The following is a 13,048-nucleotide window of genomic DNA, read 5'->3' as shown; positions in this document are numbered from 1 at the left end:
TTCTTCATGCCCGGGATATCCCGGGCCACACATCTTCTTTCATCGATGTGAACCTCGCGCATTTGGCATGGAGCGGCTGCGAGCCCCTGCCTAGAATTCGTCCCACAACAGCAAGGACAACGGGAGGGACAAGGCCATGAACAGCCCCGCCAGCGGACAGCACGGCCGTGCCCGCATCGCATTGGAGAGCCGGTCCATCGACTGCATTCCCGACAGCGAGCGCCATGCGCGGCTCGCCGACCAGGGGCCGTTCTGGTTCCTGGGCAACTTCCACTTCTTCACGCTTTCCATCGGCTTCGTCGGCCCGTCGCTGGGGCTGTCGGCGCCCTGGAGCGCCCTGGCCGGGACGCTGGGCATCATGTTCGGCACGCTGTTCATGGCGTTGCACGGCGCGCAGGGGCCGCAGCTGGGGCTGCCACAGATGATCCAGTCGCGCGCCCAGTTCGGCTTTCGTGGCGTCACCCTGGCCCTTTGCGCCACGCTGCTGGTGTTCACGGGGTTCAACGTCGTCAACGTCTCGCTCATCATGCAGGGCATGCAGGCCGTGTTCGGCCTGCCGCCAGCGCCCACGGCCTGCGTGGCCGTGGCGGCAGGCGCCTTGCTGGCGGTCTGCGGCCACGATGTGATGCACAAGGCCTTTCGCCATGCACTGGTGCTGGCACTGCCCCTGTATGCGCTGGCCACGCTGGCGTTGCTGGCAGGCGTGGGCGAGCCCGCCTTGCACGTTCGGTCGGAGCCATTGCCAGGATTCGCATGGAGCGCCTTTGCCGCGCAGTTCACCATCGCGGCCAGCTACAACATCTCCTATGCGCCCTATGTGTCCGACTATTCGCGCTACCTGCCGCGCCACACTGAGCCCCGGCGCCTGATCGCGGCCATCTTCCTGGGTGCCTCGCTGTCCGGGGCCTGGATGATCGGCCTGGGCGCATGGATGGCGCAGCGGCTGCAGGCCGGGGACGCGCTGGCGGCGCTGGGACGGATCGGCACCGGCCTGTTCCCGGGCGCGGACCGGCTGCTGCCTGCCCTGGCCGTCGTGGCCTTCCTGCCCATCATCGCGTTGAACACGTACAGCGCGGCACTGACCGTGCTCACGGCGGCGGATTCGCTGGGCGGCCTGCGCCCCACGCGCGCCGCCCGTATTTTTGCCATCGCGGCGATCAGCGTCGGCATCCTCGCGTGCGTGCTGTCCATCCAGGGCAGCGGCGTGGCTTTGCTGCATTCCTTCCTGGCGCTGCTGCTGTACTTCCTGGTGCCGTGGACGGCGGTCAACCTCGTGGACTACTTCCTGGTGCGCAAGGGCCGCTACGCCATCGCTGATTTCTTCACGCCACAGGGCATCTACGGCGCCTGGGGCTGGCGCGGCATCTGCGCCTATCTGGGCGGCTTTGCAGCCATGGTGCCGTTCATGCACATCCACGACGCCACCGATGGCCATGCGGTCTTCATCGGCTGGGCTGCGCAGCGGCTGGGCGGCGTGGACTTCGCCTGGCTGCCGGGCATTCTCGTCGCCGGCAGCCTTTACTGGGGGCTGGCCCGCAACCTGGATCTGCAGGCCGAGGAGGCCGCCCGTTGCCAGCCGCGGCAGGACAGCCACCCTTTGCATCCCAAGGAGCGCACACCATGACGGAGCACCGCATCCGCATCATCCAGCCCCGTCTGCGTGACGGCGACATTGCCGGCAACCTGGCGATGACGCTGAAGACGATCAAGGCCAGCGCGGGGCAGGCCGACCTGCTGGTCTTTCCCGAAACCTGCATCAGCGGATTTCCCCGGCCCGACAACGTGGCGCAGCTGGCCGAGCCGCTGGACGGCCCCTCGGCCACCGCGCTGCGCGAGGCCGCGCGGCAAGCCGGCGTGGCTGTCGCCATCGGCCTGGCCGAAGCAGACCAGGGCCGCCGCTTCAATGCCGGCCTGCTGATCGATGCCGACGGGCAGGTGCTGCTGCACTACCGCAAGACCATGCTCTACGACTCGGACCAGGGCGTGTTCGAGGCAGGTGAGCGCTGGCCCACATGCGAATGGCGCGGCCTGCGGCTGGGAATGCTGATCTGCTTCGACATCGAGTTTGCGGCACCGGCCCGCGCGCTGGGTGCGCAGGGCGTGGACCTGATCGTGCTGATGGACGGGATGATGCACCCCCACGGCCACATCCATCGCCACGCCGTGCCCGTGCGTGCGATGGACAACCAGTGCTACATCGCCATGGCCAACCGCGTGGGCCCTGGCGACAGCTACGCTTTCAGCGGAGGCAGCCAGTTCGCCGATCCCTTCGGCCAGACGCTGGCGCGCATCGCGGGCGATGCCGAGGGCCTGCTGGACGTGCGCCTGGACCCTCTGGCGCCCGGCCGCGCGCGTGCGCAGTACCGGGGCTGACGAGCGCCGAGGCGCCGCAGTGTCTCGGTCATCGCGGTCATCTGTGTCGGTTGTATGACAGCAATGTCACCATCCTGTGGGGGTGGCGTGGGGGGGCGATTTCTACATTGGAGTCCTCTCCCCGGCGTTCCGCCTTGCGGGGCGTGGGGAGAACGAATCACCAACGTTCTTTGAAAGGGACACACCATGTCGCAACGCCGTTTCACCCCCGCTACCCTGATCGCCGGCCTGGTCGCATCGGCAGCGCTGCTGCTGCCGGGCATGGCATCGGCGGCCGGTTACATCCACCCGGCCAACAACGAGGCGGGTGCCGTCGTCCATCCCGAACATTTCAAGAGCAGCAAGACGCGCGCCCAGGTGACGGCCGAGGCCGAGGCGGCCGTGCGCCAGGGCGGCACCTCGCGCTTCAATGCCGGCGTCTACCCGGCGCCTGCACCGCAGACCGGTGGCGGCAAGACGCGGCAGGAAGTGATCAATGAACTGATCAACGAAACGCCTGCCCAGCGCGATGCACGCCAGCGTGCCATGGGTGGTTGATGCACGTGCGGGGCGATGCAGTGCTGCCCCGCAGCAGCCGTATCAGGGGATGATCGACGCGCCGCGCGGCTACGAGCCTGCGGCGCGTTCCGCTTCCTCGGCCTCATGGGCGCGTGCGATGGCCAGGATCACGTCGCGCGCCAGGCGGCGCTTGGGTACGGGAAGGCGCAGGTAGATCTTGAACAGCTCGTTGTCCTCGTAGCCCAGGCCGGCGGACCAGCTGCCCTTGGGCTCACGCACCTCACGCGCCGGCTGCGGCGCGCGCAGGAACTCCTCCAGCGGCACCTGCAGCCAGTCGGCCAGCGCAGCAAGTTTCTTGGTGTTGGGCATGGTCTTGCCCAGCAGCCACAGACGCACGCCGTGCTGCGACATGGGCTTGCCCCAGAAGCGTGTGTTGAATTCGCGCTCCAGCACCGAGGGCTTGGCTTCATAGCCACGGGCCTCCAGGGAATCACGTAATTTCTGCGCAAACCGCTGCTTCGCATCCTGCATGCGGGCACGCTATGGGATAAGTCTGATTGTGCAGTGAGTATTGTGAAAAATCACATATCCGATGTGATTGATAGTTAACATCAAAGACTCAACCAGAAATCACAAGCACAGGAGGGCCCATGCGCTGGCAAGGAGTGTGGCTGCTGCCTGCGGGCCTGGCCCTGCTGCTGGGCGGTTGCGGCGGTGACGATGGCGAGGTGCTGACCGTGCGGGCTGCGCCCTGGGGCGCCGCCTCGGGCGTGTCGATAGGGCAGGTGCTGCAGGACAGGTCGGCCTGCGCGCGCAGCAGCTGGCGCAGCGTGGGAGACGGCAGCGGCGGGCGCATCGTCGAGTACGCCTGCGAGCGCGCAGGCGTGCGTGACTACCTGCAGGCCAGTCTGCGCCAGGAGGTCGGGCCACTGCAGCGCGCCGCCGAAAGCGAACAGGCCCGGTTCGAGGCGCGGTTGCGTGGCGAATGGCGTGAGCTGCTCGTGCTGGAGCGGCAGCGGCAGGAGATGCTGCGGCGCCACGCGCAGGAGGCGCAAAGGGATGCCGACCACAGGCAGCGGCACCTGGAGGATCTGCGTGTGCTGGGGGACATGAAGGAGTGCGGCAGCTTCCGTCCGCAAAGCCTCAGTGCCGAGGCCGCGCCGCAGCGCCTGGTGCTGGCAGCCCAGGCCTGTGCGCAGGCCGGGCGCGCGGCCGGGCATGTCTATGCGCGCGAGCGGGAGCGGACGCTGGTGCGGCTGCGCGCGGCCCTGCCGCGCTACGACGAGGCCCGGCTGGGCCGCGAGGCGGCCTTGCAGGCGATGGATCGCACCCTGGAGCAGCAGGAGGCGGCGCTGCGCCGGCTGGAGGAAGACCGCCCCGAGGCGGGCGAGCGCATACGCCGCTCATTGGCCGCGCGCATGGAGGCCATGCGCCTGCGGCTGGGCCAGGTGGGCCGCGTGCGCGAGCTCACGCGCTGGAGCGTGGCCGGCGCACGCGTGGTCTACCTGGACACGGCCCTGGCCATGGAGTGCGGCGTGCGCACGCTGACCGAAGCCATGCCGCTGGACACCCTGGTCGAAGACCTGGGCGAGGGCCAGGCCGTGCCCCGCCAGGGAGGCGCATTGGCCCGGGCGCTTGACGGACTGTGGGCGCGCTGCCTGCAGCAGCCCTGATGGCGGGAAGGACTGCACGGCGCCGGTTGCACGCCGCACGTCGCCGGTTGCACCACGCCTCAGAATCTCGGCAGGTCCGGGTGTGAGATCTGGCCGCCGCGCACCAGCATCTTTCCGTATTCGGCACAGCGGTTGAGCGTGGGAATCACCTTGCCGGGGTTGAGCAGGGCCTGCGGGTCGAAGGCGGCCTTGAGCGCGAACATCTGGTCGTTCTCGGCCGTGGTGAACTGGGTGCACATGGAGTTGAGCTTTTCCACGCCCACGCCATGCTCGCCCGTGACCGTGCCGCCCATGGCCACGCTGGTCTCCAGAATGTCGGCGCCGAACAGCTCGCAGCGGTGCAGCTCGTCGGGGTCGTTGGCATCGAACAGGATCAGCGGGTGCAGGTTGCCGTCGCCCGCGTGGAAGACGTTGGCGCAGCGCAGGCCGTATTTCTTTTCCATTTCCTGGATGGCCAGCAGGATGTCTGCCAGGCGCTTGCGCGGGATGGTGGAGTCCATGCACATGTAGTCGGGGCTGATGCGCCCGCTGGCGGGAAAGGCGTTCTTGCGCCCGCTCCAGAAGCGCAGGCGCTCGGCCTCGCTTTCACTCACCGTGATGGCCGTGGCCCCGGCGCCGCGCAGCACCTCGCTCATGTGGGCGATCTCTTCCTCGACTTCCTCGGGCGTGCCGTCGCTCTCGCACAGCAGGATGGCCTCGGCCGTGAGGTCGTAGCCGGCCTTGACGAAGTCCTCGACGGCGGCCGTCATGGGCTTGTCCATCATCTCCAGCCCGGCCGGGATGATGCCGGCCGCGATCACGGCGGCCACGGCGTCGCCGGCCTTGCGCACGTCGTCGAAGCTGGCCATGATGCAGCGCGCCAGCTGGGGCTTGGGAATCAGGCGCACGGTGACTTCGGTGGTCACGGCCAGCATGCCTTCGCTGCCGACCAGGATGGCCAGCAGGTCGAAGCCCGGCGTGTCCAGTGCCGTGGAGCCGAACTCCACCGGCTCGCCCGCCACCGTGAAGCCGCGCACCTTGAGCACGTTGTGTACGGTCAGCCCGTACTTGAGGCAGTGCACGCCGCCCGAGTTCTCGGCCACGTTGCCGCCGATGGTGCAGGCGATCTGGCTGCTGGGATCGGGCGCGTAGTACAGGCCCAGGGGCGCGGCGGCCTCGCTGATGGCCAGGTTGCGCACGCCGCACTGCACCACGGCCGTGCGGCTGGCGGCATCGACCTGGAGGATCTTGTTGAACTTGGCCAGCGACAGCGTCACGCCCATGGGATGGGGCAGGGCGCCGCCCGACAGCCCGGTGCCCGCGCCGCGTGCGATCACGGGCACCTGGATGGCGTGGCAGGCGCGCAGCACGGCCTGGACCTGGGCCTCGGTCTCGGGCAGGCAGACCACCAGGGGGCGCTGGCGGTAGGCCGTGAGTCCGTCGCATTCATAGGGGGTGGTGTCCTCGGCGTTCCACAGCAGGGCATGCGCGGGCACATGGCGGGCCAGCGCGGCCACGACCTCGGCCTGGCGCCGTGCACGTTCGGAGGCCGTGGGCTGCTGGTAGGCGGCATCGGCGGCGGCCGACGCCATGGCGCCGGGGGCAGGGCTGGCTGGGGAGCTGGCGGAAGTCATGGGGCCTGACTTTAGGCGATGCCGCCGTCTTTGTGCAGCGGGACTGCGCTGATGTTTATTGCAACGGCGCGTGAAATCCGCGAAATCCGTGAATTCCGTTGTGGGCGCCTCAGCAGGCCATCGCCCTCTTCAACCATTCAGCAAAGGCCGCGCATTCCCAGCGGTCCATGGTGCCGGTGCGCCAGCACAGGTAGTGAGCATGGGGGCTGGCCGTGTCCAGGTCGAACAGGCGCACCAGGGTGCCGTTGTCCATCCAGGGTGCGCCCAGCTTGTGGCGCACCAGGGCAATGCCCATGCCGGCCGAGGCCGCGTCGCACATCAGGCCGATGTCGTTGAACTGCGAGCCCTCGTGCGGCTCGGGCCAGTCCAGGCCGGTGGCGCCGAACCAGGTGCGCCAGGGCTCCAGCGGGCTGCGCAGCAGGGGCATGCCTTCCAGGTCCTGGGGCTGCTCGAAGGGGCCGTGCTCGCGGATGAAGGCCGGCGATGCCAGCGGCGTGACCACGTCGCGCGCCAGCTCGATGTGCTCCACGTCGGCGTAGTGGCCGGGGCCGAAGCGCACCATCAGGTCGGCATCCTCGGCCACCACGTCCAGCAGCGGGATGGAGACCTGCAGGGCGATGTCGATCTCGGGATAGGTTTCCGTGAACTGGCGCAGGCGCGGGATCAGGATCACGCGCGCAAAGGTGGGCGTGACGGCCAGCTTGAGCCTGCGGCGGCCTGGCGCCGTGACCTCGCCCGGGAAGCGCTGCAGCGCGCCCAGGCCCTCGCGCACGTGGGACAGGTAGGCGCTGCCTTCGGTGGTGAGCGAAAAGTCCGAGCGGCCGAACAGCCGCGTGCCCAGGATCTGCTCGAGCTGGCGCACGCGGTGGCTGACGGCGCTGGGCGTGACGCACAGCTCCTCGGCCGTCTGCGTCACGCTGCGCAGCCGCGCCAGCGCCTCGAAAGTGAGCAGGCACTGTATGGGCGGGATGCGGCGGGCGCCGCTGCCGGGCGGGGCAAAGCCGCTGCCGGCGGCAAGGGTCACGTTCGCCATGGGCGGCCGGGAGCCGGCTTCAGCGGAAGACCACGGTCTTGTGGCCGTTGAGGATGACGCGGTGCTCGCTGTGCCACTTGACGGCGCGGGCCAGCACCTGGCTCTCGGTGTCGCGGCCGCGGGCCGTGAGGTCCTCCACGGTGTCGGTGTGGTCGGCGCGGGCCACGTCCTGCTCGATGATCGGGCCTTCGTCCAGGTCGGCCGTCACATAGTGGGCCGTGGCGCCGATCAGCTTCACGCCGCGGTCATGGGCCTGGTAGTAGGGCTTGGCGCCCTTGAAGCTGGGCAGGAAGCTGTGGTGGATGTTGATCGCGCGGCCGGCCAGCTTGGTGCACAGGTCGTTGGACAGCACCTGCATGTAGCGCGCCAGCACCACGAGTTCGGCGCCTTCGGCCTCGATGATCTCGAACTGCTTTGCCTCGGCCTGGGCCTTGGTGGCAGCCGTGACGGGGATGTGGTGGAAGGGGATGTTGTAGCTGGCCGCCAGCTGGTAGAACTCGCGGTGGTTGCTGATGATGGCGCGGATGTCCACCGGCAGCAGGCCGCTCTTCCAGCGAAACAGCAGGTCGTTGAGGCAGTGGCCTTCCTTGCTGACCATGAGCACGGTCTTCATGGCTTCTGCCTTGGTGTGCAGGCGCCACTTCATCTGGTACTGGCCGCCCAGGTCGGCCAGGGCCGCCCTCAGAGCCGCGGGATCGCAGCCGTTGCAGGCAAATTGCACGCGCATGAAGAACAGTCCGGTGGCCGGGTCGTTATACTGCGCGGCCTCTTCGATGTTGCCGCCTTGCTCGAGCAGAAAGCCCGAGACGGCATGTACCAGACCGAGCCGGTCGGGGCACGAAAGGGTAAGAATATAGGCTTGGGTCATAGCGGCGCAATTGTCGCAGCATGCACACGACCCTGCGCAAGTCACACGTTCTGGGAACGTTCTGAGGAATCACATGCAAGATCAGGGAGAGCAGCCCCGAATACCGCTCTGGGGCGCATTGACCCTGTATGTGTGCGCAGGTCTGCTGTGGCTCTGGGGCGTGGAATGGCTGCTGGCGCACCTGCAGATACCGCCCGGGCCGGCAGCGCAGCGGCGCATGCTGTCCTCGGTGGCCCTGGTGCTGGTCACGGCCGTGGGCGGCGGCTGGCTGCTGTGGCGCATGCGCCGTGGAGAGCGCACTGCCCATGCCGCGATGGCCGCCGGGCGGGAGGCCGACGAACGCCAGCGCCTGGCCGCCGCCGTGGTGGACAACACCATGGAGGGCGTGGTCGTCACCGATGCGCGCAGCCGCATCCTCTCGGTCAACAGCGCCTTCACGCGGCTGCTGGGCTATACCGAGCAGGAGATGCTGGGCAAGACCCCGCGCATGTTCAAGTCCGGCCGCCACGACAAGGCCTTCTACGAGGCCATGTGGGACAGCATGCAGGCCACGGGCCACTGGCAGGGCGAAATCTGGAACCGCCGCAAGAACGGCGAGGTCTTTCCCGAGCGCATGTCGCTCAGCGCCGTCAAGGACGCACAGGGCAAGGTCACGCACTACGTGTGCATGTTCACCGACATCTCGGCCGAGAAGGCGCGCGAGGCCCAGCTCGAATTCCTGGCCCACCGCGACATGCTCACCGGCCTGCCCAACAGCGTGCGCTTCACAGCGCTGCTGGAAGACGCCGTGGCCGAGGCGGCCGCCGAGCAGGGCACGCTGGCCGTGATGCTGCTGAACATCGATCGCTTCAAGGACGTCAATGACAGCTACGGCCACGCCATCGGCGACCAGGTGCTGCGCCACATCGCCGCCCGTGTGCACGACTCCCTGGGTCCCCAGGACCTCATAGGTCGCATGGCCGGTGACGAACTGGCCGTGCTGTGCAAGGGCATGAGCGAGCGCGGCGACGCCATCGCCCGCGCACGGCAACTGATCGCGGCGGCCGGCCAGCCCTGGAGCTCGCCGGACGGCCTGTCCGTCATGGCCGGCGTCAGCGTGGGCATCTGCATGTACCCCTCCCACGCCGGCAATGCCCAGGACCTGCTGCAGGGCGCGCATGCGGCCGTCTACGGCGCCAAGTCGCGCAGCGGCCGTGCCTGGTGCTTCTTCGAGGAAGACATGACCTCGGCCGCGCGCGAGCGCCTGGCCATGGAGGCACGGCTGCGGCAGGCCATAGACCTGGGCCACCTGCGCCTGTACTTCCAGCCCCAGATCGACCTGGCCACTGGCCGCCTGGTGGGCGCCGAGGCCCTGGTGCGCTGGCTGGACCCGGACGAGGGCCTCATCTCCCCGGCCCGCTTCATTCCCGTGGCCGAAAGCTCGGGCGTCATCGGCGCGCTGGGCCTGTGGGTGCTGCGCGAGGCCTGCGCCCAGGGCCAGCGCTGGCGCGATCAGGGCCTGCCCGAGATGACCATCGCGGTCAATGTCTCGCTGCACCAGTTCCTGCTGACCGACATTGCCGGTGCCACCGCCGACGCGCTGGCCGCCACGGGCTTCGCTCCGCACTGCCTGGAGCTGGAGATCACCGAAAGCGCCCTGGCCGAGCGCCCCGAGGAGGCCCTGGCCGTCATGCGCCGCCTGCGCGCCCAGGGCCTGCGGCTGGCCATCGACGACTTCGGCACCGGCTATTCCTCGCTGGCCCACCTCAAGCGCTTCCCGCTGGACCTGCTCAAGATCGACCAGGGCTTCATCCGCGACATCCCGCACAGCGCCGACGACATGGCCATCAGCGGGTCGGTGATCGCGCTGGGGCATGCCATGGGGCTGAAGGTGCTGGCCGAGGGCGTGGAGACGGCCGAGCAGCTGGCATTCCTGCGCGGCAAGGGGTGCGACTTCTTCCAGGGCTATCTGTGCAGCAAGCCCATGCCTGCGCAGGCGTTCGGCGAGTGGGTCTCGGGCAACGAGGGGATGTGGGCCGTGCAGGGGTGAAGCTCAGTCCACCCGACCCGCATCCGCCCGCGGTGCCGGCGGGTTCCTGAACTTCTCCCGCAGCTCGGCGCAGTGGTCCTTGGCGGGCAGGGCATCCGTCTTCTGCAGCCAATCCACATCCGAGGCCTGCGCCACCGATGTCTCCCCCGCCTGCGCCACGGCCACCTTGGCGCCTGCGGCCTCGGGCAGCCAGGTGGGAATGCCCACGCCGCGCAGCACGTGGCCGCGCCCGGCCACCAACAGCACGGTCTTGCCGGGCTTGACTGCGGCCCTGGCCACCTCGGCCATGCTGGCGTCGCGGGCCAGCTGGATGCGGGCCATGGGCGCCAGCTGGGTGTCGGGCAGCAGGCCGCAGTGGCCTTCGCGGATGGCGTCGAGCTGGCGCTGCCAGGCTTCGGGCGGCAGGTGGGTGTCCAGGTTTTCGTTGCGCATGGCCTGCTTCATGTCGGCGCGGGGCAGGTTGCCGCCCAGCACGGGCACGCCTGCGCGCACGGCGGCCATGACCACGCCGCGGTAGCGCGGCCAGGGCCAGGCGGCGTCCTGCCATTGCAGGGCCTGCTGCACAGCGTCCTCGGAGGCATCGCGCGCCAGGCTGGCCGTGGAGCCCGTGCGCGGCGCCATCTCGATCACCAGCGCGGCCAGGCGCTCCTGCGTGGCCAGCTGCTGCACCGTGGCCTGTTGCCAGGCCTGGTGGGCCGCCGCATCGTGCTGCTCGCCCAGCAGCACCAGGGGTGCGTCGGACCAGCGCTGCAGCTGCTGCGTCCAGTCCCGCGCCGGTGTGGAGGAGCTGGCGCAGCCGGCAAGGGCTGCCGCCAGCCATGCGGCCGCAGCCAGGCCGGCAAGGCGCGGGGTGCGGATGAAGGGGCGGGGGATGGAGCGGACTTGCATGGCCCCATGCTAAACACTGGCCTTGCCCGGGGCCCCCATAGGCCCTGTGGGCATTGGGGGCAGTTGAAAGGATCCTAGGAATCGGGGCGGGGGCACGGCGCAAACGGGTGGCGCTTGATTCAGGTCAAGACGCGCAAATGTGCCGTGGCTACAGTGCGACCATGCATGGCAAGCCCTCGCTTTCGACCAAGCTGCTGCTCATGGGCGCGGCCTGCCTGCTGGCGGCCGTGGCATCGATCGGCTTCACGCTGTGGGTGGCCTGGCAGCTGGAGGGCGGCGCGGCCGCCGTGAACGAGGCCGGGCGGCTGCGCATGAGCATGGTGCGCATGGCCATGGCGCGCCAGAACGAGGCGCCTGCGCAGTGGCAGGCGCGCGCGCAGCAGTTCGACGCCAGCCTGGACCTGCTGCGCAGCGGCGACATGTCGCGCCCGCTGTTCGTGCCCTGGAGCGACGAGGTCAGGGCGCGCTACGAGCGCATACGCCGCGACTGGAGCGCGCTGCGCACGCAGTGGCAGGCCGAGGACCAGGCCGATGCGCAGGCCATCATGGGCAGCGCCGATGCCTTCGTGCGCGAGGTGGACGGCTTTGTCGAAGCCATCGAGGACCGGCTCTCGCGCTGGACGGCCATCCTGCACCTGTTTCAGATGTGTCTGATGGCGCTGGCCATCATCGCGGCCGTGAGTTTCATGGCCACCAGCTACTGGCTGGTGCTGCATCCCGTGGGCCAGCTGCGCTCGGCGCTGGAGCGCATGCGGCGCGGACACCTGGACACGCGCATGAGCGTGGAGGTGGACGACGAGTTCGGCCAGCTGGCGGCCGGCTTCAACCTGATGGCCCAGTCGCTGCAAAGCTCTCACGCCGAGCTGGAGGACAAGGTGCGCGAGAAGACCGCCAGCCTCAACGTGCAGCACCAGCAGCTGCAGGCGCTGTACGCGGTCAGCGTGCAGGCGTCGGAGGCGGCCAGCCTCCAGGCCCTGGCCGAAGGGTTCGTGCGCCAGATCCGTGTGGCAGCCCAGGCCGATGCGGCCACGGTGCGCTGGTCCGACGAGGCCAACGAGCGCTACGTGCTGCTGGCCGGCGACGGCCTGCCCCAGTCCATGTCGGTGCAGGAGCACTGCCTGCACACGGGCGCCTGCCTGTGCGGCCAGCCGCGCGAGCAGGCGCGGCTGCGCGTGATCCCCATCACCCCGGCCAGCGACCTGCAACTGCCCCACTGCCGCGAGGCCGGCTTCGAGACCGTGGTCAGCATCCCCGTGCAACTGCAGCAGCGCCTGCTGGGCGAGGTCAACCTGTTCTTTCGCTCCACCGTGGTGCTCACGGACGACATGCGCGACCTGCTGTCCGCCATGGCGCGCCACCTGGCCAGCGCCATGGAAAGCCTGCGCGCCACGGCGCTGGAGCGCGAAGCCGCCGTGGCCGAGGAGCGCGGCCTGATCGCGCGCGAGCTGCATGACTCCATTGCCCAGTCGCTGGCCTTTCTCAAGATACAGACCCAGCTGCTGCGCGACGCCGTGGCCAAGGGCCGCGACGAGGCGCGCGACCGCAGCCTGGGCGAGCTGGAAGTGGGCGTGCGCGAATGCTATGCCGACGTGCGCGAGCTGCTGGTGCATTTCCGCACGCGCACCAGCGCCGAGGACATCGAGGCCGCGCTGCGCGCCACGCTGTCCAAGTTCGAGCACCAGACGGGCATTGCCACCTCGCTGAGCATGTCGGGCCAGGGCCTGCCGCTGGCGCCCGACGTGCAGATCCAGGTGCTGCACATGGTGCAGGAGGCGCTGTCCAACGTGCGCAAGCACGCGGGTGCCAGGCATGTGGAGCTGCGCGTGGGGCGCCACCCCTGGCGCTTCGAAGTCTGCGACGACGGCTGCGGCTTCATCCCCGCCGCCGTGGCGCCGGACTCGCTGCATGTGGGCCTGGGCATCATGCGCGAGCGCGCCCTGCTGGCGCAGGCGCTGGTACATGTCCACTCCCGCCCAGGCGAGGGCACGCGCGTGCTCATCGAGCTGCCGCCGTCGGCCTCGGCCGGCGCGCCGGCGCAGGCCCTCCCCTCGAACGCGTGACACGCTCCCGGAA

At 69.4% G+C, this 13,048-nt stretch carries 11 protein-coding genes; 6 read left to right on the top strand and 5 right to left on the bottom strand.

What is annotated here, in order from left to right:
• Positions 1–136 precede the first annotated feature (136 nt).
• The 3 genes from HFGMBDPB_RS07225 (at position 137) to HFGMBDPB_RS07215 (ending at position 2,910) form a co-directional block, all read left to right on the top strand.
• Positions 137–1,624, top strand: a complete 1,488-nt coding sequence (locus HFGMBDPB_RS07225) for a purine-cytosine permease family protein (RefSeq protein WP_212645133.1) — start codon at positions 137–139, stop codon at positions 1,622–1,624.
• Complete coding sequence (locus HFGMBDPB_RS07220; RefSeq protein WP_212645132.1) at positions 1,621–2,373, top strand: carbon-nitrogen hydrolase family protein; 753 nt, start codon at positions 1,621–1,623, stop codon at positions 2,371–2,373. The genes HFGMBDPB_RS07225 and HFGMBDPB_RS07220 overlap by 4 nt, the downstream gene beginning before the upstream one ends.
• Positions 2,374–2,559: 186 nt before the next feature.
• Positions 2,560–2,910, top strand: a complete 351-nt coding sequence (locus tag HFGMBDPB_RS07215; protein ID WP_016446650.1) for a DUF4148 domain-containing protein — start codon at positions 2,560–2,562, stop codon at positions 2,908–2,910.
• Positions 2,911–2,979: 69 nt separating this feature from the next.
• Here the strand turns inward: HFGMBDPB_RS07215 and HFGMBDPB_RS07210 are convergent, their stop codons facing one another.
• The gene (locus HFGMBDPB_RS07210; RefSeq protein ID WP_016446649.1) at positions 2,980–3,402 is read right to left on the bottom strand and encodes a hypothetical protein; all 423 of its coding nucleotides are present in this window, start codon (positions 3,400–3,402) and stop codon (positions 2,980–2,982) included.
• Between the two features lie 119 nt (positions 3,403–3,521).
• On the opposite strand from HFGMBDPB_RS07210, the gene HFGMBDPB_RS29885 reads away from it, so the two are divergent.
• Complete coding sequence (locus HFGMBDPB_RS29885; RefSeq protein WP_061287217.1) at positions 3,522–4,544, top strand: hypothetical protein; 1,023 nt, start codon at positions 3,522–3,524, stop codon at positions 4,542–4,544.
• Positions 4,545–4,603: 59 nt separating this feature from the next.
• Here HFGMBDPB_RS29885 and HFGMBDPB_RS07200 read toward each other — a convergent pair whose 3' ends face one another.
• The 3 genes from HFGMBDPB_RS07200 to purU all read right to left on the bottom strand — a co-directional run bounded on the left by HFGMBDPB_RS07200 (position 4,604) and on the right by purU (position 8,058).
• Positions 4,604–6,115 (bottom strand): FAD-linked oxidase C-terminal domain-containing protein, encoded by a 1,512-nt coding sequence (locus tag HFGMBDPB_RS07200; RefSeq protein WP_212645261.1) that lies wholly within the window; start codon positions 6,113–6,115, stop codon positions 4,604–4,606.
• A gap of 151 nt (positions 6,116–6,266) precedes the next feature.
• Positions 6,267–7,190 carry a LysR substrate-binding domain-containing protein gene (locus HFGMBDPB_RS07195; RefSeq protein WP_016451963.1) on the bottom strand — a complete coding sequence of 308 codons (924 nt, stop codon included), beginning with the start codon at positions 7,188–7,190 and terminating at the stop codon, positions 6,267–6,269.
• Positions 7,191–7,209: 19 nt separating this feature from the next.
• Positions 7,210–8,058: a formyltetrahydrofolate deformylase gene (purU, locus tag HFGMBDPB_RS07190; protein WP_013804418.1), complete on the bottom strand. Its 849-nt coding sequence runs from the start codon at positions 8,056–8,058 to the stop codon at positions 7,210–7,212.
• Positions 8,059–8,131: 73 nt separating this feature from the next.
• Between purU and HFGMBDPB_RS07185 the strand changes: the two genes are divergently transcribed.
• A complete protein-coding gene (locus tag HFGMBDPB_RS07185) occupies positions 8,132–10,087 on the top strand; it encodes a putative bifunctional diguanylate cyclase/phosphodiesterase (protein WP_016451962.1) in 1,956 nt (651 codons plus the stop codon).
• A 3-nt stretch (positions 10,088–10,090) separates the two neighbouring features.
• On the opposite strand, the gene HFGMBDPB_RS07180 is transcribed toward HFGMBDPB_RS07185, so the two are convergent.
• Positions 10,091–10,975 (bottom strand): ChaN family lipoprotein, encoded by an 885-nt coding sequence (locus HFGMBDPB_RS07180; RefSeq protein ID WP_212645131.1) that lies wholly within the window; start codon positions 10,973–10,975, stop codon positions 10,091–10,093.
• Positions 10,976–11,136: 161 nt separating this feature from the next.
• Between HFGMBDPB_RS07180 and HFGMBDPB_RS07175 the strand changes: the two genes are divergently transcribed.
• The gene (locus tag HFGMBDPB_RS07175; RefSeq protein WP_212645130.1) at positions 11,137–13,035 is read left to right on the top strand and encodes a type IV pili methyl-accepting chemotaxis transducer N-terminal domain-containing protein; all 1,899 of its coding nucleotides are present in this window, start codon (positions 11,137–11,139) and stop codon (positions 13,033–13,035) included.
• The last annotated feature ends 13 nt before the right edge of the window (positions 13,036–13,048 follow it).

It is taken from the genome of Delftia sp. PE138 (genome assembly GCF_018320755.1).
Taxonomy (GTDB): Bacteria; Pseudomonadota; Gammaproteobacteria; order Burkholderiales; family Burkholderiaceae_C; genus Comamonas; species Comamonas tsuruhatensis.
The sequence above is the reverse complement of the archived record's forward strand: the minus strand, read 5'-3'. Positions and strand labels throughout refer to the sequence as shown.